This window comes from Parachlamydia sp. (genome assembly GCF_050255895.1).
In the GTDB taxonomy this organism is placed as follows: domain Bacteria; phylum Chlamydiota; class Chlamydiia; order Chlamydiales; family Parachlamydiaceae; genus Parachlamydia; species Parachlamydia acanthamoebae.
In genome coordinates this window covers 1-23,434 of sequence record NZ_JBFWIR010000026.1, presented here as the reverse complement: position 1 = coordinate 23,434, position 23,434 = coordinate 1, and the positions used below count along the sequence as shown (strand labels likewise).

The following is a 23,434-nucleotide window of genomic DNA, read 5'->3' as shown; positions in this document are numbered from 1 at the left end:
CTTGCTTAATTACAACTATGAAACACATATTTTTATTTTTATTTCTAACGCTTTGCTGCCGAATTTTTTCGTTTCAGACTTCTTTATCTACTCCTGAACATATTGAAAACGCCCCTGTTCATCTTTACCTTCATCATGCCATCAATGTTATCAACGGTACGCTTTACGAAGCGGAAACAGATTTGGCTACCAGCGGAGCCTCTTCATTAACTTTAAAACGTATTTACTTCCCTCAAGAACGCGCAACGAGTCCTTGGGAACACGGTTGGCAATTTAACTATCCCCATTATCAAAGCTCTTCAAACGATAAAAAAGTAAATAATCAGCTTGAATATGATGCTCAAGGTCGTTTAATCAAAATTCATTCAAATCATGATGAACAGATTACCTTTTCTTACACTCAGGATCATCCACTACAATGCCATGTCAAAAGTCATGACGGACAAAACCTAAAATACTCTTATGCTTCTCATACAAATTCTAAAAATCAAATTTTTCATCTTTTAGAAGAAGCAAAACTCCCCTCCGGATTGGTTTGGAGATATCAATATCAAGAACACCCTCTTGAAAAAAAGATGCTTTTGATACACAAAGAAGGGTCTGAAGGCTATTTTGTTCAAACAGAATATTATGATCAGGAAGAAATAGATTCTATTCCTTCTAAAGAGAGTCCATTAAGAAATTTTAGTTGCGGTAAGATCAAATGCCAATGGCAACCACATGGCATAGATAAGACACCTGTTAAAACCGTGTCCTTGGTTTATTCGCCAGGTAAAACAGAAGTTTTTGATGCTCTAAACAATCAGACCACGTATCACTACAATGGCTATGGCCAGATTACCGCTGTCGAATATTATTTGAAAGATGATGTCCAAGATCCCATTTTATATCGCACGGAGAAGTATTATTGGGATAGCAACTTAAAAATCCAAGCACCTATTGGAAAGACGATTGAAGATAGTCAAGGAAACGTTTGGCTCTGTCAACGCTACCTTTACAATGAAGAAGGAAGCTTAATTCAAGAAACGTTGTATGGAAATTTGTCAGGTCATTGTCCTAGTCCCATTATCCTAGACGAACACGGCATCCCGAAGAACCCCGCTATTGAACATTACTCTTCTTACTATACATACAAAGATAACAATCTCGTTCAAATTAAAGGAGATAACGGTTCTTCTTTATCCTTTGTTTATGATAATCACTTGTTAAAAGGTAAATTCTACCATGATCAAGAACGAATTCGCATAAGAGAGTTTTATGACTACAACGCTGATGATATCTTGATTAAAACTATCACCGATGATGGTTCTTCATATGATCCCGATGATTTAAAACACGTCTCTGAAAGACAGATCACTTACATCCATTTATTCCAATCAGGTCCTTTTGTAGGGCTTACTGATAGCATTGAAGAGAAATATCTCGATCTAAGTGATCAAACAGAACATCTGATCAAAAGGATTCAGCATTTTTATTCCACAAATCATAAACTGATCCGTAGAGATATTTTCAACAGCCATCAAAATTTCAGTTTTTCCGAAGTTCAAAACTATGATCATCTGGGTAATTTAACGTATGTGGCAACGCCCTCTTGGACTCAAGAATATAAATTCGATCTTTATGGCAACATCCTCTTGAATAAGAAAACACTACCATCAGGGGATTCGGAAGAGGTTGTGAATCATTATGATTTTCGAAACCGTCTCATTCGACAAGAACTTTTTTCTTCTGCGCGATTATCAAAAATGGCGCTATTTTCATATGATCTGCAAGGGAATAAAATTTCCGAAGATGATGGGTATGGCAATGCCACCTCCTTTGAATATGATGGATTGAATCGTTTGGTAAAAACCATCTCTCCTGCTGTTGAAAATGAACAAGGAGAAAAGATACACCCTGTTTTAACATATTCTTACGATATTTTTGATCACATTACCTCCATGGTTAGTCCCAAAGGAGAAATGACATCTACGACCTACAATATTCGAGGAAAGCCGTTAAAAATTACCTATCCAGATCTCTCTGAGGAGTCATTTGAATATTCTTTAGATGGGTCTTTAAAAAGATGGAACATGAAAAATGGGTGCTCAATTGTTTACGAAAGAGATTTTTTAGGAAGGGTCACCAAAGCTAGCTTACTTGATGCTCAAAGTGTTCTCATACAAGGCACTCAAGCCATTTATTCTACAAGCAACTTAAAGACGGTAATCGCGCCTTCAGGAGTCGTCATTGATCACTTGTATGACCCTTCTGGCAAACAAATTGGACAAATTCAACATACAGCCGATACATCTGTTCATACGATTTGTCATTACGATGCAACCGAACAACTTGTCTCTACCGAAGAATGGATCGCCCCCAACAAAGAATATTATACGAAGACTATTTATCATCAAAAAGGTTCAGTAGTAGAAAGCCAGCAAGGCAAAATTTTGTATGAAACCAAAACTGACACGTCGACTAAAAAACCTTTAAACGAAAAACGATGGGTGAATTCCCTGGGTCAAAATGTTTTGCTACTTGAAGAGACAGATAAAAATGGAAACCTCATCAGCTTGCTTTACGATGCACTAGGAAGAATGGTGGCATTGACCAAAACATCCTCTTCTGGAGAATTATTGTTTAAGCAGGAATATCGTTATGACCTTGTCGGAAACAAAATTTGGCAAAAATCGCAAAATGATAAAAATTCAATTATCCATGAATGGGAGTACGGCCCTGGTAACCACTTGCTCAAGCATATAGAAGGAAGTGGTCTTGCTTGTCAGCGTACGACCTATTACATCTACGACAAGGACAAACTCGTCAAAACAATCAAGCCTAATGGCGTTGAACTTATGGCCATCTATAATGGCAGGGGTTTGATCGAGCATTTATTCTCTTCAGACGGAACCATTGATTATTCCTATGCCTACGATTCAGCAAACCGGATTACCCAATTGATTGATCATCGCTTAAAGCAGACGACTAAAAGAACCTACTCTTCTACGGGTCTTCTTACTGATGAAGAACTAGGTAACGGTCTTCAGATGATCCATGAATATGATGCCAAAGGAAGAAAGACTAAAGTCATTCTTCCTGATGATTCAGCTGTTATTTATACCTACAACCCTCTTTTTCTTAAGAAAGTTCAACGTGTCTCACCATCAGGAAAAATTTGCTATCAGCATACTTATTCTTTCGATATCCATGGACAATTGGAAACTTCGGAATTGATTCAAGGATTGGGAACAATCCATTATCAGTATAATAAGGACGGACGCTGTGAAGAGATCAATTCTCCTTTTTTTAAGGAAAAATTATTTTATGATACTGCAGATAATCTTAAAGCAACCATCATCACTCACAACAATGAAACTTTAAATGCGCAGTATTCGTATGACTGCTTGGACCAGCTCATCCAGGAGCAATCTTCTTACTTCGAGCATTCTTATCTTTTTGATTCCCTATTCCAATGTCAGGAAAAAGATCATATCGCATATCAATATGACGATTTATTTCAACTTTTAGATACTTCTGAGCAATCTTTTGAGTATGATCCCAATGGAAACTGTACAGCTCAAATTCAAAGTCAACAACATATTTCCTATACTTACGATGCTTTAGACCGTTTAATTCAACTCAAAACAGATCATCAATATCTCATCGAATATCAATATGACTGTTTCAATCGACGTCTTTCTAAGCTTATTAAAGTTTTTAATGTTTCGGAAAATGAATGGCAAACACACCATCAAATCCACTTTTTATACGACGAAGACCGTGAAATTGGAGAAATCGATCCAGAAGGCAATATCCAAAAACTACGCATTTTAGGTCAAGGAATGGGAGCTGAAATTGGAGCTGCTATTGCCTTGGAAATTCACGACAATGTGTACGCTCCTATTTGTGATCATCGAGGCTCTATCACTTGTTTAGTCGATACTGAAACAGCTGAGATTGTGGAAAGCTACCAATATTCTGCTTTTGGAGAGGAACAGATTTACAATGCAAAAAATGAACAAGTGCCATTGAGCCCATCAGCAAATCCTTGGAGATTTTCTAGTAAATATCGAGAAGACGAAACGCAATTGATTTTCTTTGGAAAAAGATTTTATGATCCTAAAAACGGACGCTGGCTTACTCCAGATCCCTTACGCGCAGACTCTCCAAATTTTTACACCTATGTCAATAATAACCCTCTTAATCATGTCGATTTATATGGGCTATTTTCACTCAAAACAGCCTTTCAGAAATATGCAAATTTCACCCAATGGCTCGCATTACCTTTTGGATCATCTTCGTTAAAACGTTGTTTAAAAAAATGCTCTGAGCACCTCATCGCACGCCCTTTCTTTAATTTGACAGGCTTTTATATTTATCCTTCTGAAACTGGCACCTATGGGCATGGAGAATTTAGTGATCAAGTACGAGTCACCATGATCAATGGAATATTAAATACGTACGAAGATTTTAGTTCGACCCTGCGGATTGTATCTGAAACGCATGGAGGAGAAAATATTCATTATGTCTTTCGCCCCACCCAAGGTCTTTTTCCTGATTTATTACAAGCCTTCATGTCAAAAATTGGGTACCTTTCTCCCCATGTTCGACAGCTCGCACGTACCTGGAAAGACATGATTCAAGAGATGGGTGGAACCGAAAATGGGGGCCTCATTATCCATTATGCACACAGTTTAGGCGGTACAGATACTTTTACGGCTGCTCAATTACTAACACCTGAAGAGAAGCGGATGTTGAGAATTTTTACGATAGGATCTCCCACGCTTTTTTCTAATCAAGGTTTTGAAAATGTCCTCAACTACGTTAGCAAGCGAGATGGAGTGTCTTTATTTGACCCTGTAGGCTATATTAAAGGAATTTTTTCCCAAACTTCGAATGTCAGCTATGTGGGAACCCTAAAAGGAATCCCTCTCATTGACCATTTGATCGGGTGGGTAACTTATACAGATCTTCTCAAGATATTGGGAATTAAATTTCTGCAAAGCTACCCAAGCCCTGATTATTAAAGATCATTAAAACTCAGTAAAAACTGAAGAAAAAAAACCGCTTCATTCATAGCCTTTTGTCCACGTTTAGTATGGCTTGTGCGCAGAATCACCAATCGAGAAAACGAAGGTCTTTGCATGGATGTGATTAATGATTTGCAAAGAACCATTAATTGGCTAGATAGAGATCGTAGTCCAAAATGGTCTCTAGAGCTTGTTTATGAAGTCACAACTCAAAAACTCGTCGAAGCCACTCGTAGTTTTAGAATTTGCCGCTCTAAGCAATTGGAGCGGCAAATTTAGAAAGATTCGCTTTGGATAGGGACGCTTAAGCCTAGCTCGTGCAAAGTAGGTCCAGCCCTTTCGATGATCGCTCCACCTAAACAAACATGTTCGTCATAAAAAACAATCGACTGCCTCGGAGTAATCGCACGCTGAGGAATCGGAAAACGAACCTCGACTCTACCTTCGCTCATTTTTTCAATCACGCAATCTTGATCAGTCTGTCGATAGCGAATCTTCGCTCGGCAAGTAAAAGGCGTTTTAGGGAGTTCCGGAGAATGCCAGTGTAAATCGGTCGCCGTCAAAGTGCTGGCATAAAGGGCGGGATGGTGGGTTCCTTGATCAATCACCACAACATTTCGCTCCACATCTTTCCCAACGACAAACCAAGCATCCCCTTGGCCTCCAATGCCTAAACCTTTGCGTTGTCCAATGGTATAGTAAGCAACTCCATCGTGTTGTCCTACAACATCTCCTTTAACATTTTCAAAGTTCCCTTTTTGAAAAGACAGATATTGCCCTAAAAACTGTTTAAAGTCTCTTTTACCAATAAAACAGATACCCGTACTATCTTTTTTTTCTGAAGTGGAAAGTCCATGTTTTCGCGCAATCTCCCGTACCTCACTTTTCTGTAAATTTCCAATTGGAAATAAAGCACGATGCAATGCACGTTGAGAAATCGCATACAAAAAATAGCTTTGATCTTTGCCAGGATCTAGCCCCTTGAGCAACTGGGTATGGCTCTCGGCGAGATAATTGCGACAATAATGCCCTGTTGCGAGGAAATCAGCCCCTAATTGAAGAGCTTTATCCAGCATGACTTTAAACTTGATTTCCCGATTACATAGGATATCCGGATTAGGAGTATGCCCTTGCTTGAGTTCTTCGATAAAATGGGAAAAAACGTTATCCCAATACTCTTTAACAAAATTCACAGAGTAGTAAGGAATGGAAATTTGGTCACATACTCTGACAACATCTTCAAAATCACGTGTAGCTGGGCAAACGCCATTTTCATCTGTTTCATCCCAATTCTTCATAAACATGCCAATGACATTGTAGCCTTGTTCTTTCAGAAGAAGAGCAGAAACCGAGGAGTCTACCCCTCCTGACATTCCAACAACAACAGTTTTTTGAGATGACATAGGAATCACGCCGAAATCGAGGTTTTAAGATGTTTAATTAAATCTGTTGCTTCTCCTTCAGAACGGGCTACCAAAACGGCGCAGCAGGTATTGCCAAATACGTTCACGACAGAGCGGCTCATGTCCAGCAATCGTTCAACGGCTAGAATCATTCCAATGGCATCCGCAGGTAATCCAAGGGTCTGTAAAATCATCAACACAGAGATCAAACTAGCTGAAGGAATTCCTGCCACTCCTAGGGAGGTCAGCAAGGTCATCAAAACAACTAATAGCTGAGTAACAAAGCTTAAATGAATCCCATAAACTTGTGCAGAAAAAAGGACCGCACAGCATACATACAAGGCTGATCCGGAAAGATTGACAGAACTTGCTAAAGGAATTGTAAAACTACAGATTCGGTTAGAAACACCCGCACGTTTTTCCACACAGTCAATCGTAATTGGCAATGTTGCGGCAGTAGAGCTCGTTGAAAAAGCCGTTAATAAAGCGGGAGCAATGGCGCGAAAATGCAGGAAAGGATTTACTCCCCCAATAAAACGTAACATAAGCGGAAGGATAATCAATCCGTGAATCAATAACCCGAGGATCACAACTAAAAAAAACATCCCAACAGGTTTTACAGAATCTAAACCTGTGCTAGCCACAACTTTTGCCACCAATCCAAAAACGCCGATGGGCAAAGCCTTCATGACCATTTGCGTCATTTTCATCATAATCTGGAAAATTCCTCTCCAAAATCCTTGCACAATCGACGCTGCTTCAGGCTCAATTTTTGCACTGAAGAATCCAAACAACAAACTGAAAAAAATCAATCCAAGCATCTGACCTTGAGAAGCCACAGCTAAGATATTCGAAGGAACAATTTTAAATAGAATTTGCTCAATTGTGCTAAAAACGTTCCCTTGGGTTTGCTGCTCCAATGCGACTAAGCGTGCTTTCTCGACAACAGAAACCAAGGCGGCAGGACTTTCTTGCAAACTTCCCGGGCTGAAAACCATCATTAATAACCAACCAGTTACAATCGCTAACAAACTTGTTGTCATGAAGTAACCAAACGTTTTAACTCCCAATTTCCCAAAAGATCCTTCTGAACCCAATCGAGCTGTTCCGATGATAATGGAAGAGGCAACAAGAGGAACGACAACTAAAGTCAGGGCATTCAAAAAAAGTTGACCAATCAAAGTAAACAACTGAAGATATGTCACGCCAAAAATCGCTCGGTCTGGGCCTGTCATAAGTCCAGCAATCACAGCTAAAAAGATAGATCCAAATACTTGAAAAAGGATGTTGTTTTTCATAAGTTTAAGTAAATGAAGGTGTAAAGATTTATAACTGTAAAAATTATAAACGAAAAAATCTTTAAGTGGAAGAGTCAGATGCAGCTGAATGCAGACTTTTATTCATCTTCATCTAAAGAGTGTATTTCCTGAAACTCTTCGATCAAATAATTACAGGAGCGTGGGCTAAAATGAGGGAAAAAAATAGCACTTGTATTCCCTACCCACTGACAACTTTCATTATCTAAACGATTTGATAAAAGCTGCACCTTTTGAGGGAGTGGTCGCTTTAAAGAAACAAATAACCCGATCTGATCTCTTTCTTTACCACAGGTCAATTTTTCCACACTTTCAAGCGGAATCATTAAAGCTGGATGACCTCGTTGATTAAAGTAGAGAGAATCTTGTTCAAGTATCAGCTCATTAGGAGTCGTTTCTAAAAGAGTCAGTCTTCGATAAGGAAGTAATCCTAAAGCTATCAACAAAGTTCCCACAAGAAATATCCACAATCCCCATTTGCCTAACTGAAGGGGCGGAAGAAACATACCTGCAAATAAAATCAAGGCTCCGCAACCGGCAATCAAGGTGCCTCTCAGTAATTTTTTTCGTTTAAATGCAGGGTCAATACTCGTGCGAATTTTAATCATAGAAATTCCATTAAAATAGATAGATTGCACGTAAGCTTGAGCATTGCATGAATTTCCATCAATAGATAGAATCATGATTTCTTAAAGAAATAAAAATCAATAGGAGCAAACAGCGCTATGAATTTTAAATCTTCCTTTACACAATTTGAAAAAATTTTCTGCAGTCTTCTTTTAACGACTTTTTCCCTGTATGTTCATCCTGCTTTTTCCGCCACAACGACGGAAATTCAGCAGCAGCATGAAAGCCCCAAAATTATGGCTCTCGATTTTGTGGATGTGGCCAAAAAAGCAACACCAGCGGTAGTATCGATCCGCGTCAAAATCGCACCTTCATCTCCCTTTCAGAAATCAGAGCGAGATGAAACAGACTTATTTAATGAAAACTTTTGGCAACAATTCTTCGGATTACCTAAATCGAACGAGAAAAAATCTTCTCAAGATCAAGTAGGTCAAGCCTCTGGATTTATTGTCTCTGATAATGGGTATATTTTAACAAATAACCACGTGATTACAGACGCCAAGGAAATTACGGCCATGTTGGTTGATGGGCGTGAATTTCCCGCAAAAGTTGTTGGTAAAGACAAAAATACCGATATTGCCGTTCTAAAGATTGAAGCTGAAAGTCTACCCTATCTTAAACTGGCCGATTCAGATGAATTGCAGCCAGGTCAATGGGCCATTGCTATTGGAAATCCGCTGGGATTGCAAGCATCATTAACAGTCGGGGTGATCAGCGCCACAGGACGGGATAACCTAGACATTGCAACAATTGAAGACTTCATTCAAACAGATGCAGCTATTAACCGAGGTAACTCTGGTGGGCCTCTTTTAGATATGAAAGGGGAGGTTGTCGGAATCAACACAGCCATCGTCAGCAATCAAGGGGGCTATATGGGCATCGGCTTTGCCATCCCAAGCAACATCGCCCAAAATATTATGGATCAATTAATTTCGAGCGGTTCAGCCACAAGAGGCTTTATTGGCGTCACCTTGCAAAAGATTGATCAAAATCTCGCCCAAGCTTTTGGTTTGACCAAAATGGAAGGTGCCTTAATCTCAGATATTTCTAAAGGATCCCCTGCAGAAAAAGCGGGGTTGCGTCAGGGCGATATTGTCTTAAAATATGACAACCATCCCGTCGCACATATTTCAGCTTTACGTAAAGCTGTTTCCTTTATGAAACCAGGGACAAAGCTAAACTTAACAATTTTACGAGAAGGCAAAACGTTAGAAATTCCAATTGATGTTGGAACATTTCCTGAGCATCCTTCTCAACTCATTGCCGCCGACAACAAAATTGGCCTAGAGGTTGAAAACATCACACCAGAGACGGCCCAAAAGTTGGGCATTTCAGGACTCAAGGGTGGTCTTTTGATTACACAAGTACGTCCCGGCAGCCCTGCCTATATTGCAGGTATTCGCCCTGGTGCCATTCTTGTGGCTGTAAATCAAAATACGGTGACAACTGTGGCAGAATTCCAACAAATTCTGAAAGACAGCGATCCCTCAAAACCTGTTTTACTCTTAATTAAGCAAGGTGGATTTACCCGCTTCGTTTCTATTAAAGTCGATTAATTACAAAAGGGAGAGAAAATACTTCTCTCCCTTTAAGCTTTTCTTCGTGATGCTTCAACCTGCTGTTGAGGTTCAGCGCTGACATGCTTCAACAGAAAGGAAAGATCATGCTTGCCCTGCGCCCCATTCGCATTCTGTCTTGGTTATTCATTTTTGGGATATTTTTTGTCCCTCTTCGAGCTCAAGAAACTCCATTAATGATTGGAATGGAGCTCGCTTATCCCCCTTTTGAGATGATTGATCAAGAAGGAAGGCCTGCAGGCATCAGCGTCGAAATAGGGTATGCATTGGGACGTTATCTAAATCGTCCTGTAAAAATTGAAAACATCCCTTTTGTTGGGCTCATTCCAGCCTTAAAAACAGACAAAATTGACTTGATCATTTCCTCTATGTCCATCACCAAACAGCGCAGTGCTTCGATCGATTTTTCAAATCCTTATCTCTCTGTAGGACTTTGCCTATTGGTCAGCAAAAATTCACCCTTATCTTCTATTGCAGAGGGAAATCAATCTAAGTTCAAATTTGTGGTCAAATCGGGCACAAGTGGCGAGGTCTACGCACGTAAGCATTTATCGCAAGCTCAAGTGGTTGTTTTAGATAAGGAAACGTCCTGTGTAATGGAAGTGGTGCAAGGAAAAGCGGATGCTTTTATCTACGATCAACTTTCGGTTTTTCAAAACTGGAAAAAAAATCCCAATACCACGCGTGCGCTTCTTCATCCGTTTACTCAGGAAGATTGGGGCATTGGAATTAAAAAGGGAAACACAGCTCTCCTAGAGCAGGTCAATCAATTCCTTAAGGAATTTAAGAAAGAAGGAGGCATCAAAAAATTGGGCCGTCTCTTTCTAGGACCGCAAATGGCCGCATTTGAAGAAATGGGCATTCCCTTTTTTATGTAAGCATTTAAGGAAACCGACATGCAGACTTCCATTTGGCATAAAATATCTTTATTTTTTCAACTTTCGCTAGCTATTGTTCTTTTGGCTCTTCTGTGCTACACGGTTTTTTATTCTCAAGCCTATGACTGGTCATCGGTATGGGAATACCGAGAATTATTTCTTAAAGGATGGTTGAACACGGTCTATTTATCCGGAATTTGCTTGATTTTGAGTCTGATTATTGGCTGCATTGCAGCTTTTTCCAAGCTTTCTGCTATTCCATTTTTTCGTTACTTAGCGACTGGCTACATTGAATTTATTCGGGGCACTCCTTTATTAGTGCAAATTCTGGTTTTTTATTATGTGGTGGCTCATGCCGTGGGTCTAGAAAATCGCTTAATTGTTGGGGTTCTTTCCTTGTCATTGTTCAGTGGCGCTTATATTGCTGAAATGATCCGCGCGGGCATCGAAAGCATCAGCAGTACACAACTTGAATCCGCCAGAGCAATTTGCTTAACACCTTTTCAAACCTATCGTTTTATTATTTTTCCACAAGCTGTGAGCCAAACGCTTCCTCCTTTAGCAGGACAATTTGCTTCCATCATTAAAGATTCTTCCCTTCTATCAATCATTGGTATTAACGAATTAACCAACACAGCACAACAAATCAATAGCGCCACTTATAGCACTTTGGAAAGCTTCTTTCCCCTCGCTCTTGGCTATCTGGTTTTGACTTTGCCAATATCTTTGTTAAGTAAAAAGTTAGAAGAAAGATTCCGCTATGAAACTTGAAATTACGCAATTAGAGAAGGTCTATAACAAGCAAAAGGTTCTGAAAAACATCAACTTGTCTATTCCGGAAACTCAATCGCTCGCTCTACTAGGTCCTTCTGGCAGTGGGAAATCAACCCTTTTGCGTATACTAGCCGGTCTTGAGTCTCCTACTTGTGGCCTCGTTAACTTTGATGGCGTTCCTTTAATCTTCGAAGAAAAACAGCTGCGTCAGCACCGCTTAAAATTAGGCATTTTGTTTCAATCTTGGAATTTGTTTCCCCATTTAACCGCTTTAGAAAACATTTCTCTCCCTCTTTATCGCGTACATGGCTATTCCAAAGAAGATGCTGACTCACAGGCTATGACGCTTCTCAATCGCTTCGAATTGGCAAAGCACGCGCATAAAAAGCCAGCCGAGCTTTCGGGTGGCCAATGTCAAAGAGTCGCGATTATTCGAGCAATTGCCATTCAACCCAGTATGCTGCTCTTTGATGAGCCAACCTCTGCATTAGATCCCCTCATGACTTCTGAGGTCTTAGATTTAATTGTTGAACTAAAAAAAGAGGGAAAGCAATTTATCATTGTCACACATCACATTAGCTTTGCGCGTAAAATTTGTGATTGGATTCTTTTTCTTTCGGAAGGAAAGGTTTTGGATTCAAAACCTACCTCCCAATTTTTTGGCCATCCAGCTTCTCCAGAAATTCAATACTACTTGGAACAAGTCCTTAAATATTAAATTTTTGAGTTTTTTGCTTAATAACCCAACGCGTATAAAACACGGTAATCAGGGCTCCCAACCAGGTAATGGTAAAACAACTCCACCAAATGCTTAACAAGCCTAAATGCAAGACCTGTGTCATCAAGTAATAAACCAGGCATGGCAAGATAATTTGCCTTAAACATCCCACTAAAAAAGGGAAAAAGGGCTTTTTCATACCTTGCAAAGCAGAAATATAAATCCCTAGCAACATATAGGCGGCAGAAATCAAAGCCGCAATCCGCAGGTATGTTGACCCTATTTGAATGACTTTTGGGTCATTAGAAAAAATCTTGAATAACGGCTCCGGAAAGATACTCATCAATACACATCCCACAAAAACAATGAGGGCACCATATTTAGTGGAAACATGCACGGTTTCCCTAATGCGATCAATCATCCCAGCCCCATTGTTTTGCCCAACAATAGAAAGAGATGCCACCGTGAGTCCAATAGTGGGAAGAAGGGTAATCTGTTCTATCCGAATGCCAATTCCATAAGCAGCCACGGCTTCATGTCCAAAGTCTTTAATAAAATAGGTCATGATAAAAATCCCGATCCCAATTGTCATCATGTTGAGCGCAGCAGGAAAACTTTGTTCAGCAATAGCAAAAAAAACATCGCGCTTGGGGATAAAATCTCTCCAACAGCACACATGAAAATATCCACTTTGGATCACTTCGTAAAGCACATAAAAAAAGCCAAGCATCATCGTAAAAACAGTCGCAACTGCAATCCCTTTTAATCCCATTGCAGGGATGCCGTAGCCTCCAAATAAAAACCATGGGTCCAAGACCGCATTAATAAAACATCCTAAAATCAGATAGTTGCGTAAAACCTTAGTATTTCCGCGTGCCAATAAAATGGAGTTCGCGGCATAAAGAACAATAAAGAAAAATGATCCGATAAAAATAATATCCATATAAGCCACAGCCATTTCTAGATATTCTCCTTCAGCTCCCATCAGTTGGAAAAGGGAGGAATCAACATACAATCCGATGACAACAAGGAAACAGTAACACATGGCTGCAAAACTCAAAACTTGTGCAGAAATTCTTTCTGCCTGTGCTTCATTTTTAGCTCCTAAAGCATTTGAAATCAAAGCGGCAGATCCTGTTGAAATTCCTTGTACAAAAGCTAAAATAATGAAAAAAACAGGGAAGCTTAACGATAAGGCTGCTAAAGCCTGCGTAGAAACCCATCCTGCAAAATAAGTATCTACGACATTAAACATCGTATTAAAAAAAAAGCCTAAAGCTGCGGGAATTGCAATTTTTTGCACCAATGAAGGCACTTCCCCTTTTGTCAAATCCATAAAAAATTCCCTATTCGTCTAACTTATTTGGAATCAGTAGAGTACCGATTACGACAATCGAGATCAACTTAAAATAAAAAATGCTATTTTCACTATTTTCTTCATAACCCATTTACCATTATAAACTAATTTTAGAAATATATAATTATAGTAAAAAATATTTAATAAATATATTAGTTAGATTTTAGATCCATAATAAAAATATTAGTTCATTTTTAGCATAGGAGATAAAAGATTGACTATTACAGAAGAAGCTCCTCCCAAAATTTATATTCAGAATAAAATTGCAAATCTAATAAAACGTTTAGGTCATCCACCTGCTGTTATTTTATTAGACTCACATTGTAAAACCTTTACGATTTCTGAAGTTGAAGGATTTATTGGATATCGACTCGAGCGTGATTGCGCCGTTGTAATTAGCGATCCCGTATGTGCAGAAAAAGATATCCCCGCTTTGACCCACGCTTTCCAAGACTACTGTACTAAACAAAAGCTAAATGTTATCTACATTCTTGTATCCGAGAAATTTGCACATTGGGCTATTCAAAATGTCAGTCAAACCTTGATTCAAGTTGCTGAAGAATTGATTGTCGACCCCCAAATTGACCCAACCAAAGGAAGAAAGGGGGAAAAACTACGCTGGAAAGTCAACCAAGCACGCAATCAAGGTATTGAAATTCTGGAGTATACAGATCAAAATCCCCATTTGGAAAATCAGCTAAAAGAGGCTGCTAATCTATGGCTGCAATCTAGAAAAGGTCCCCAAATCTACTTAGGAGAAGTGGATCTTTTCTCCAATCGAGAAGGAACCCGCTGGCTTTACGCAAAAAAAGATGGGACAGTTATCGGAGTTCTCATGCTCAAACAAATTGACCTCTTTCAAGGATGGGTCCTTAACTTTTCCATGGCATTACCTAATGCGCCCACAGGAACAAGCGAATTCTTGATCGTCAGTACTATAGAAAAATTGCGCGAAGAAGAATGCCATTTTTTTTCTTTGGGTGCAGGTCCAGGGACGCAACTCGGAGAAATTGTCGGCTTAGGCCGTCTGACAGCCTTTATCGTACGTCATTTATTTAGAATGGTGGACTGGATTTTTCATCTGCAACGACGCAGGATCTTCTTTAAAAAATTTATGCCTAAAGCATTTCCATCCTATGTTTTGTTTAATTCTAAAATAAAAATAAATTCTCTCTTGGCCCTTATGCGAACGATGAATGTTTCCTACGGGAAAAATAAAAAATAATATTGTCAAAGTGGTTCGATTTGGATAGAGTGACAAATTAACACCCTATTGAAAGAGAACTATGCTGGCTGTAGCTTTTAAAATGCTGATTGGGAATAGAGCTTCTTTTATAGGAGCTATATTTGGCGTATTCCTGGCAACCCTATTGATTTCCCAACAATCCGCCATTTTTTTGGGACTTGTTTCAAGATCTTACCGTATGGTCACGGATATCTCTTTACCAAATATTTGGGTCATTGATCCGGCTACTCAGGGCGAAGGAGCAATTCGGACCATGCCAAAGGAATACCTTGATATTGTGCGCAGCACACCAGGCATTGAGTGGGCCGTTCCGATCGATTTGATGGATATTCCCATTGCAATGGAATCGGGTGTTTTCAAAATAGCCCAACTGTATGGCATTGATGATGCGACCTTAATTGGAGCCCCTGCTGAAATGCTTGAAGGAAATGTGCGGGATTTGCATCGGGAGGGAGCTGTCATTATCGATGTCAATTCTGCCAATGGAGCACTGGCACATACCCTGCCCGATGGAAGCGTAATCCCAGTAAAAATTGGCGATACCTTTGAGATCAATAATCGGCGAGCGGTCGTTGTGGGGATTGCAAAAATCACCCCAGGTTTTTTCCCTCAGCCGGTCATGTTTACCGCCACAAGCCAGTTTGAGCAATTTACTTCGGTAAAACGGATTTCTTTTATCGCCGCGAAGTCTTCCCCCGACGCAAATGTAGATGATGTACTGAATCGAATCAATTCATTCGCCATGTATGACGGATTGACCAGCGATCAGTTCAAAAGGAAAATTGCAGAGTACTTCCTTAAAACGGGCATTCTGATTAATTTCGGCTTGTCAGTTGCCTTGGGCCTGATCATTGGATTTTCTATCACTGGACAGATTTTTTACATTTTAACTCTTCAAAATATTAATTATTACGCACTTATGAAAGCTCTGGGTGGTAATAAAACCATGATTTTAAAAATGATCATTCTGCAAGCTGTCGTATCTGGAGTCATTGGATATCTCATTGGAACAGCAGCTACCCTCCTTTGGGGCTTTGCAATTAAAAATACAACGCTTGCCTTCCTTTTCCCTTGGCAACTTTTACTTTTCACAGCTTCCGTAGCCCTAATTATTTGTATCTTTACGGCCATTTTAAGTATTCGTCGGGTTCTTTATGTAGATCCCAAAACATTATTGGGTAGTTAACATGGATACAATCGCAATTAGCTGCCGAAATGTTAAGAAATGTTATGGCGAAAACGAGTGCCGTATCGAGGCCTTAAAAGGGATCGATTTGGATATTTACAGTGGTCAATTGACCTTGATGGTTGGTCCATCTGGATCAGGAAAAACCACGTTATTATCGATCCTTACAACTATTTTGACTCCTGACGAAGGGGAGGTCTTCATTTTAGGCCATAATGTGAGTACAATGAACGATAACGAAAAAGCAATGTTGCGTAGAAACTATCTAGGAATCGTTTTTCAATCGCTTTTTCTGATCCCCACGCTCTCAATACTTGAAAATGTAGCCTTACCATTGCTCGTAGCAGGAAAATCAGAAGAAGAAGCGAATGAAAGGGCCTTAAATACATTAAAAGAATTAAATATGGCGCAACGGGCTGATTTTTCTCCCTCAAACCTCTCAAAGGGACAGCAACAGAGAATTGCCATTGGACGAGCCATGGTCAATAATTCAAAAATTATTGTTTGTGATGAGCCTACCAGCTCTTTAGATAAAGCCTCTGGACTAGAAATTTTGTCTCTTTTAAGAGATTTAGCTCTCGCATCCAGAGCAATTTTTGTTGTCACACACGATCATCGCATTTTCCCTTTTGCTGATCGTATTATAACTATGAGTGATGGCCTTATAATTCCAGAGAACGATATATGAACAGAAATTATTTTTATCTCGTCTTAGCTGCGACTTTATGCAGCGTCCTTTTGATTCTTTTTTCCTTTTGGAAAAATGCAGAAGAACCCAAAAGTCCCGAGTATTTTATTAAACCTCCTCTATCCCCTTTTAAATCATACATTTCAGGTGTAGGGGTTGTACAGCCGGTTTCAGGAAATATTCAAGTGGGAACTCCTGTAAACCGCATCATTGAAAAAGTATTCGTGACAGTTGGAGAAAAAGTCAAAAAAGGAGACATTCTCTTCAAACTTGAGAATAAAGATTTAATGGCTGATTTGTTAGTGAAACAAATGGCTTATAAAAGTGCTAAAGCGCGACTTCAAAAGCTGGAAGCACTTCCTCATCCTGAAGATTTAGCATCCGCTGAAGCAGCTCTCCAAAGTGCCCAAACGGAAATGAATGCGGCTAAAAGTCAATTTGATATGGTCCTCAGTTTACCTGATTCTCGTGCAATCAGTCAGGAAGAAAGCGACCGCCGTTATTTTAGATATCAGCAGGCTAAGGATCAATACAGAGAAGCAGAAGCAAAATTTGAAAAAGTTAAATCGGGAACATGGAAACCAGATCTCGAAATTGCGAATTATGAAACGATGTTTGCCAAAGCGAATGTCACCGCGATCCAAACCGACATCCAACGCACAATAATTCGTTCACCGATCGATGGAACGGTCTTGCAAATTAAAATTCACGAAGGGGAATTTTCCGTTCCGAGCAACGCTCGTACCCCCATTATGATCATTGGGGATACAACTGAAATGTATTTAAGGGTCAGCATTAACCAATTAGAAGTGGCCTATTTTAGTTCTACAGCTCCAGCAGTTGCATTCCTTCAAGGGGATGCTAGTCATGAATTTCCACTGGAATTTGTACGCATTGAACCCTTTCTTGTCGCAAAAGAAGACTTAACAAATGAAATTAACGAAAAAGTGGACACTCAGATCTTTCAAATCGTTTACAAGATTGCCAAATCAGATCCACACATTTTTGTGGGAGCTCGCATGGATGTATTTATCGAAAGGGAACTCTCTAAATGAAAATGATAAAAGCTCTTTTCTTCCTTAGCGTTTTTTTAGGTGGTTGCACGGTTGGTCCAAAATATGAGCCTCCCGGAATGGAAATGCCTACACAGTGGCATAGCACTACTGAAGAAGGGATGAATGCTGAACCTTTGGACTGCTTTTTGTGGTGGAAATCTTTAAATGATCCTTTGCTTAATTCTTTAATTGAACAGGCTTCTCTGCAAAATCTCGATGTGCAGATCGCCATTTCCAGAATTCTCGAGGCCCGGGCTGCAAAAAAAGGAATTAGCGCACAGCTCTACCCACACATTGATGGCACCATTAATTATGGCCATGTGCAGTACAACAATAAAATTCTAAAAGATATCCTTGGAGCCTCTTGTATTGACCATCATCGCAAACGGAATGTCAATTTTTTTGAAATCGGTTTCGATGCCGAATGGGAAATCGATCTTTTCGGCAAAACAACACATGAATTAAATGCCGCACGCGCAGAAATTGGCTCCTCTATTGAAAGCCTGCGCGATTTAATGGTTTCTCTTACAGCAGAAATTGCAAAAAACTACATCGAAATTCGAGGTTCGCAACACCTCTTAGACATAGCTAAAAGCCATATTCAAACACAAAAAGAAACGACGTTATTGACAACGGGTCTATTTGAAGCCGGATTTACGAGTATCATTGATCAATGGCAAACAGAAGAACAGCTCATGCTATTGGAATCTGAAATTCCAATGCTTGAACTTTCCATTGAAAAAGGCATTCACCGGCTTTCTATCTTGCTCGGACGCCCTCCTGCAGAACTCTTTTGCGTACTTAGAGAACACCATGACCTCCCCGAGCTTCCTCACTATAAACCTTTAGGAATCCCCTCTGCCTTGCTAAGAAACCGCCCAGATATTCGCAGAGCTGAACGAAATTTAGCGGCTTCCACTGAAAAAGTGGGAAGTGCGATGGCCGATCTTTTTCCTCGATTTTCATTAAGAGGATTTATCGGAGATGTTGCCACTCATTTAAGCCGCTCTAGCTTTGTGTGGTTTGCAGGCCCCCAATTACTAGCCCCTATTTTTAATAGCAAACTAATTCAGCAAGATATAGACCTTAACAAAATAAAAACTCAACAAGCCTTATATCAATACCAAAAAACGGTTTTAGAAGCTTTGGAAGAAACTGAGAATACAATTGCTTCTTATCACCATGAACTTGAACATAATCGTAAGCTGTTTTCTGCTATGCAATTTAGTGGTGAATCCTATAACCAGCTCTTTCACCTTTATCAAACGGGCTTTAAGGGATATCTCGAGGTATTAGTCAGTCAACGCTCTCTTCTCTCAACTGAAAATGCCTTTTTGAAAAGTAAAATTCAGCTTCTCATGCATTACATTTCCCTTTATAAAGCATTAGGTGGAGGCTGGGAAACCACTTGCGATGATGCTTAGGCATGTTAATTGGGCAGGTTTACTCAATAAGGAGTCATGCCCAGCGCAGATTTAGCTGCCTTTTATTGTGCTACTCTATCCTATGGTAAAATCGGTCCCAATCGCCCAAAACAGGTAAAGTGTTAAACGAAAAGGCAGCCCAAGGTCTTAAAATCAAAATTGTGCTGGACCGAGCTCATATCGGAAATCTTAAAACATCCCTCCACTCTTCTAGCGAAATCATCACGCGAGAGTTTGGAGAAGGACATGTCCATCATAAAATGTTGATTGTGGACGAAGCCTTTGTTTGGAATGGTTCACCTAATTTTTCTGCTGAAGGAATTCTCTCCGCGAAGAATGCTTCAATTGCTTATTATGATCCAGTAGCAGCGGGCTGCCCTTCACCATGAAACTCTTTGTATTGAAAGAAAGGCTAAGCGAAATCAAGCAACTCCGATTTCAACGGTTATAGGCAATCAATTATTAGAATTATATCTCCTTCCCCACACAGAACCTACACCCTCTCGTACTATCGAATGGGATCTAAACTTTCTAGCACAAAATAAAATTATCGAATTGATAGATGACGCGAAATCCAGTATTAAAGTTGCTATGAATGTGTGGTCCTATAAAGATATAAGCCGAGCTTTAGTCAGAGCAAAACAGCGCGGTGTTGATGTGCAAATCATCACAATCCAATCAAACAAACTGCAAGAAGCCATTGCAATCCTGACCAGCGGCGGAATTCCCATCAAATGGTCCGAAAGCCATTATAAATGGATGCTTGTAGATGATTACACTTTTGTCAATGGCTCACCTAACTAGACAGTCAATGGTTTTTCCAGAAGTGATGAAAGCTTTATCGTTTTGTATGATTTATCTTCCGAGCAACTTTCGGTTATCTATTCCATGTGGAATCACCTTTAAAACTTCAATTGCCTTCATTCATTTTTGAAAGATTTTTCTAAAGTGTATAAAGGCATTCATTTTTATTCAAAAAGTCTAAATTTGACAAATAATCTAAATTCTTGCTAGAATCATTGCTTTGGAGGAAAAATGAAAGCAACTGATTGGAAAATTTATGATCCTTTGATTAAAGCTCTTGTTGAGCTTTTTCATCCCTACGTTGAAGTCGCAATCCACGACTTGGATCAAGGAAAAGTGGTAGCAATCTACCATAACTTTTCCCAAAGAAAAATTGGCGCCCCCTCACCCTTACAAGAATTAAAAGTGAATACTCAGGAATTTCCTGATTATTTTTCCGCCTACTACAAAAAAAATTGGGACGGCCGCCTTTTGAAATGCACATCAATTACGATCCGCAATGCAAAAGGAAAAGCCGTGGGCTTAATTTGCTTTAATGTAGATGTCAGCCATGCTCAAGAAACCCATGAAAGACTTGCAGCATTCTTACAAATTAAAGCAGATGCCAAAAATCCTATTGACGCCTTTGGAAGCCAATGTGAAGATCAAGCTATCTTCTTTATTCAACAGTACTTAGAAGAAAAGAAATTATCTCAAAATCATTTAAACAGAGAGCAAAAGTGCGAGCTTGTGCAACACCTCTACCACAAAGGTATTTTTAATTTTAAAAATGCAGCCCCCTTTCTCGCCCAATATTTATCGATTTCTCGGGCAAGCATCTACAATTATATTAAACAATTGGGAGAAGCGTAATGCGTACATATACCATTCATCACACTGATTCTTTTACAAATACGTTATTTGGTGGCAATCCAACCGTCACTGTCATTGGTGCAGATTCTCTGCATGAGAACGAAATGAAAAACATTGCCCGTGAAATGAACCTTTCTGAAACAGGCTTCATTCAAAAAAGTGAAAAAGCTGATTTTCGTTTAAGATTTTTTACGCCTCCAGGGAATGAAATCAAATTTTGCGGACATGCCACTGTAGGGGCATTAAATACGATCGCCCACGAAGGCCTTTATGGCTGCACGGAAGCTAAAAATTTTTTCACGATAGAAACGAATGCTGGCATTTTGGATGTCGAAATTGATTTATCCAAAAAACAGACACCGCATTTTATTTTCGATGCTCCCAAAATCCAACTAGAGTCATCTCCCTATAACCTAGAAGAAACTCTTCGTGCACTAGATATCTCAAAAGAGCTGATAGATGTATCTAAAGCCCCTATGCTAGAAAAAACAAATCAATACCTTTATTTGACTGCGCGCAATTTAAAATGCTTAGAGAAAATTAATTTGAATCCGCGAAAAGCAATTGAATTTGCTAGCAAAGATCAAATTGTGGTCTTTTGTTTTTTAACACATGAAACTTTTTCTACAAACAATCACATCCACGCGCGAGGCTTTGCTCCTCTTGTTGGGGTCCCTGAAGATCCTTTTACAGGTTCCATGCAAGGAGGATTAGCGGCCTACGCTCTTGACCAAAAAATCGTTCAATCTGATCAAAAATGGATCCATGTCGAACAAGGACATTTTATGCATCGTCCTGGTTTTGCGAAATTGGAGATCATGCAAACAAAGCCCGTGCAGGTTAAGCTGCATGCAGAAGCGATGCATGTTTTTGCCTCTCAGCTCAAACTTCCTTAAGAATATGCAACTTTATCACCGAATAACCTTTGATTGAATCCTTAGAGATCAGCGAAATCTTAAAGTGTCAAATTTACCTAAAAATGGAAACCCACCAAACGAGTGGGTCTTTCAAAAATAGAGGGATCGGCACTCCGTAACGATCGCTTTAAACGACACCTTCATTCCTGATCGAGAAGTTGTTATTGGAAGGAACTCTAGCTGTGCAGAGTTATTCAAGGCCTTCAGGAAATTGGATGAAGGAATGTACCACTCTCAATCAGATTTCAAACGGCAACATCGCTACGGTCTAAACAAATAGCTTCTCAGGCATTTGAGTGCGGAAAAAATGCACCCGATATTTCCTCATATTGTTTCTGATAAACAATCGGTTATTTATTCATTTTTTGATTGAAGAGAAATCACGCTTATAGTAATTGATAATGCTCTTGTGACCAAAGTGACGAGCGGATGTAAAGAAATAATTTCTCCCTCTATTTAAACTTTATTTTTGCCAAAATTTAACACTTTTTTCTAACAGTCATGTAAAATCCCAAAAAGGAGACAACATGAAAAAAATTCTTTTACTCATTTTTATTTCCGTTTTTTCTATATGTAGCGCCCTAACCGTAAATCATTTTGATGATTATCAGGGTAAAATTTCTGATACTGAAGTTTTCGCACCAAAGATTGCGCCCAAAACAAAAATGTACATTAATGACGAAGAACTGGAAACAAATGGAAAAATATTCCGCCTTCATACAGGGGATAATATTTGGATTAGTGTTCCTTCTATCCATTCCGATCAATCTGGTTTATTTGTTTACGAAAATGAAATTATTCAAGATGGCTGCCCCTCCATGGCATATCAAAACACCTGGAAGTGCCCTTATTGCTATCGCCACTGGCCAATTGGTAAACCATGTCAAAACCCTGATTGTCCATCAAAATACAAGTAAAAAATATGATACATCGATGACATATTTTTCTCTCGTATAAGTCTTCGGATACCAGATGAAATCTTGCCGGAATTGTGAATCCGCCGATTCTACAAGAGGCTAGAATAAGCGGGCCCCCATGTAGGCATGTTAGTTTTTTAGAAGCTATTTATAACAAAACTAATGAAGCTTAAATCACTGTTACATAATTTAGTCTTTTCTCCAGGGCTAACGCATGAAGAATTTAGTTTACGCTGATCAAAAGATATTGCCGATCCCAGCCTGCTTTCAAACGGCTGTTTTTTATTCCACTTTTGTCACCTTATCTTCTTTTAGTAAATTTAGCGTCGTATGCCTAACAACGGATAAATTTTCTGCTCCATTTCCTTTTTTTTCTGACCCTGCTTAAGTCTTCTCTGTAGGTCCGTCAAGTTGCCAATGCAAATTGTTCTCAATGCTCCAATGATTTCTAGCTGCTTTACCAAGCTTCTCAGCGTCCGCCCTTAGATTAGATATATAGTACCTCGTTTCCTGAGTCTGCTTGCCCTAGTTAAACGCAAACACATCAACGACCTTAAATCTAGCCAATCATCTTTTTGAGGAAGCCAACTTAGATCATCTGTGGTCCAAACTTTTCGTATTTCATGCCTTCCATGACTTGTCTCTTCAATACGCCAGTAATCACAATCAGCTTCCTCTGGCGT

21 protein-coding genes are annotated in these 23,434 nt (G+C 39.5%); 17 read left to right on the top strand and 4 right to left on the bottom strand.

Features of this window, described 5'->3' with window-relative positions:
- Positions 1-17: 17 nt before the first annotated feature.
- Together AB7E63_RS06160 and AB7E63_RS06155 are read left to right on the top strand one after the other, a co-directional pair.
- Positions 18-5,009, top strand: a complete 4,992-nt coding sequence (locus tag AB7E63_RS06160; protein WP_006340458.1) for an RHS repeat-associated core domain-containing protein — start codon at positions 18-20, stop codon at positions 5,007-5,009.
- A 78-nt stretch (positions 5,010-5,087) separates the two neighbouring features.
- Positions 5,088-5,291, top strand: coding sequence for a hypothetical protein (locus AB7E63_RS06155; protein WP_144016261.1), 204 nt, complete (start codon positions 5,088-5,090; stop codon positions 5,289-5,291).
- Here AB7E63_RS06155 and mnmA read toward each other — a convergent pair.
- From mnmA to AB7E63_RS06140, 3 genes are all read right to left on the bottom strand, one after another.
- Positions 5,288-6,415, bottom strand: a complete 1,128-nt coding sequence (mnmA, locus tag AB7E63_RS06150) for a tRNA 2-thiouridine(34) synthase MnmA (protein WP_006340461.1) — start codon at positions 6,413-6,415, stop codon at positions 5,288-5,290. The genes AB7E63_RS06155 and mnmA overlap by 4 nt on opposite strands.
- A gap of 5 nt (positions 6,416-6,420) precedes the next feature.
- Complete coding sequence (locus AB7E63_RS06145; protein WP_006340462.1) at positions 6,421-7,713, bottom strand: dicarboxylate/amino acid:cation symporter; 1,293 nt, start codon at positions 7,711-7,713, stop codon at positions 6,421-6,423.
- A gap of 98 nt (positions 7,714-7,811) precedes the next feature.
- A complete protein-coding gene (locus AB7E63_RS06140; RefSeq protein WP_428418970.1) occupies positions 7,812-8,339 on the bottom strand; it encodes a hypothetical protein in 528 nt (175 codons plus the stop codon).
- A gap of 117 nt (positions 8,340-8,456) precedes the next feature.
- Between AB7E63_RS06140 and AB7E63_RS06135 the strand changes: the two genes are divergently transcribed.
- The 4 genes from AB7E63_RS06135 (at position 8,457) to AB7E63_RS06120 (ending at position 12,305) form a co-directional block, all read left to right on the top strand.
- Positions 8,457-9,914 carry a DegQ family serine endoprotease gene (locus tag AB7E63_RS06135; protein ID WP_006340464.1) on the top strand — a complete coding sequence of 486 codons (1,458 nt, stop codon included), beginning with the start codon at positions 8,457-8,459 and terminating at the stop codon, positions 9,912-9,914.
- A gap of 83 nt (positions 9,915-9,997) precedes the next feature.
- Complete coding sequence (locus tag AB7E63_RS06130; RefSeq protein ID WP_006340466.1) at positions 9,998-10,813, top strand: transporter substrate-binding domain-containing protein; 816 nt, start codon at positions 9,998-10,000, stop codon at positions 10,811-10,813.
- A gap of 18 nt (positions 10,814-10,831) precedes the next feature.
- Positions 10,832-11,584 (top strand): amino acid ABC transporter permease, encoded by a 753-nt coding sequence (locus tag AB7E63_RS06125; protein WP_006340467.1) that lies wholly within the window; start codon positions 10,832-10,834, stop codon positions 11,582-11,584.
- Positions 11,574-12,305, top strand: a complete 732-nt coding sequence (locus AB7E63_RS06120) for an amino acid ABC transporter ATP-binding protein (RefSeq protein ID WP_284452762.1) — start codon at positions 11,574-11,576, stop codon at positions 12,303-12,305. The genes AB7E63_RS06125 and AB7E63_RS06120 overlap by 11 nt, the downstream gene beginning before the upstream one ends.
- On the opposite strand, the gene AB7E63_RS06115 is transcribed toward AB7E63_RS06120, so the two are convergent.
- Complete coding sequence (locus tag AB7E63_RS06115) at positions 12,295-13,641, bottom strand: MATE family efflux transporter (protein WP_006340469.1); 1,347 nt, start codon at positions 13,639-13,641, stop codon at positions 12,295-12,297. The genes AB7E63_RS06120 and AB7E63_RS06115 overlap by 11 nt on opposite strands.
- Positions 13,642-13,876: 235 nt before the next feature.
- Between AB7E63_RS06115 and AB7E63_RS06110 the strand changes: the two genes are divergently transcribed.
- The 11 genes from AB7E63_RS06110 (at position 13,877) to AB7E63_RS06060 (ending at position 23,139) form a co-directional block, all read left to right on the top strand.
- A complete protein-coding gene (locus AB7E63_RS06110) occupies positions 13,877-14,887 on the top strand; it encodes a DUF2156 domain-containing protein (RefSeq protein ID WP_006340470.1) in 1,011 nt (336 codons plus the stop codon).
- A gap of 61 nt (positions 14,888-14,948) precedes the next feature.
- On the top strand, positions 14,949-16,094 hold the full coding sequence (locus tag AB7E63_RS06105) for an ABC transporter permease (protein ID WP_006340471.1): 1,146 nt from the start codon (positions 14,949-14,951) through the stop codon (positions 16,092-16,094).
- 1 nt (position 16,095) lies between these two features.
- Positions 16,096-16,782 carry an ABC transporter ATP-binding protein gene (locus tag AB7E63_RS06100; protein ID WP_006340472.1) on the top strand — a complete coding sequence of 229 codons (687 nt, stop codon included), beginning with the start codon at positions 16,096-16,098 and terminating at the stop codon, positions 16,780-16,782.
- On the top strand, positions 16,779-17,837 hold the full coding sequence (locus AB7E63_RS06095) for an HlyD family secretion protein (RefSeq protein WP_006340473.1): 1,059 nt from the start codon (positions 16,779-16,781) through the stop codon (positions 17,835-17,837). The genes AB7E63_RS06100 and AB7E63_RS06095 overlap by 4 nt, the downstream gene beginning before the upstream one ends.
- The gene (locus AB7E63_RS06090; protein WP_006340474.1) at positions 17,834-19,261 is read left to right on the top strand and encodes an efflux transporter outer membrane subunit; all 1,428 of its coding nucleotides are present in this window, start codon (positions 17,834-17,836) and stop codon (positions 19,259-19,261) included. Before AB7E63_RS06095 ends, AB7E63_RS06090 begins: the two co-directional genes overlap by 4 nt.
- A gap of 119 nt (positions 19,262-19,380) precedes the next feature.
- Complete coding sequence (locus tag AB7E63_RS06085; RefSeq protein WP_006340475.1) at positions 19,381-19,650, top strand: phospholipase D-like domain-containing protein; 270 nt, start codon at positions 19,381-19,383, stop codon at positions 19,648-19,650.
- A 10-nt stretch (positions 19,651-19,660) separates the two neighbouring features.
- Positions 19,661-20,065, top strand: a complete 405-nt coding sequence (locus tag AB7E63_RS06080; protein ID WP_144016262.1) for a phospholipase D-like domain-containing protein — start codon at positions 19,661-19,663, stop codon at positions 20,063-20,065.
- A gap of 231 nt (positions 20,066-20,296) precedes the next feature.
- Positions 20,297-20,917: a helix-turn-helix transcriptional regulator gene (locus AB7E63_RS06075; RefSeq protein ID WP_006340478.1), complete on the top strand. Its 621-nt coding sequence runs from the start codon at positions 20,297-20,299 to the stop codon at positions 20,915-20,917.
- Entirely contained in the window at positions 20,917-21,813 is an 897-nt protein-coding gene (locus AB7E63_RS06070) for a PhzF family phenazine biosynthesis protein (protein WP_006340479.1), read from the top strand. Before AB7E63_RS06075 ends, AB7E63_RS06070 begins: the two co-directional genes overlap by 1 nt.
- 548 nt (positions 21,814-22,361) lie before the next feature.
- A complete protein-coding gene (locus AB7E63_RS06065) occupies positions 22,362-22,751 on the top strand; it encodes a hypothetical protein (protein ID WP_006340480.1) in 390 nt (129 codons plus the stop codon).
- Between the two features lie 214 nt (positions 22,752-22,965).
- The gene (locus AB7E63_RS06060) at positions 22,966-23,139 is read left to right on the top strand and encodes a hypothetical protein (RefSeq protein ID WP_284452763.1); all 174 of its coding nucleotides are present in this window, start codon (positions 22,966-22,968) and stop codon (positions 23,137-23,139) included.
- Positions 23,140-23,434 lie beyond the last annotated feature (295 nt).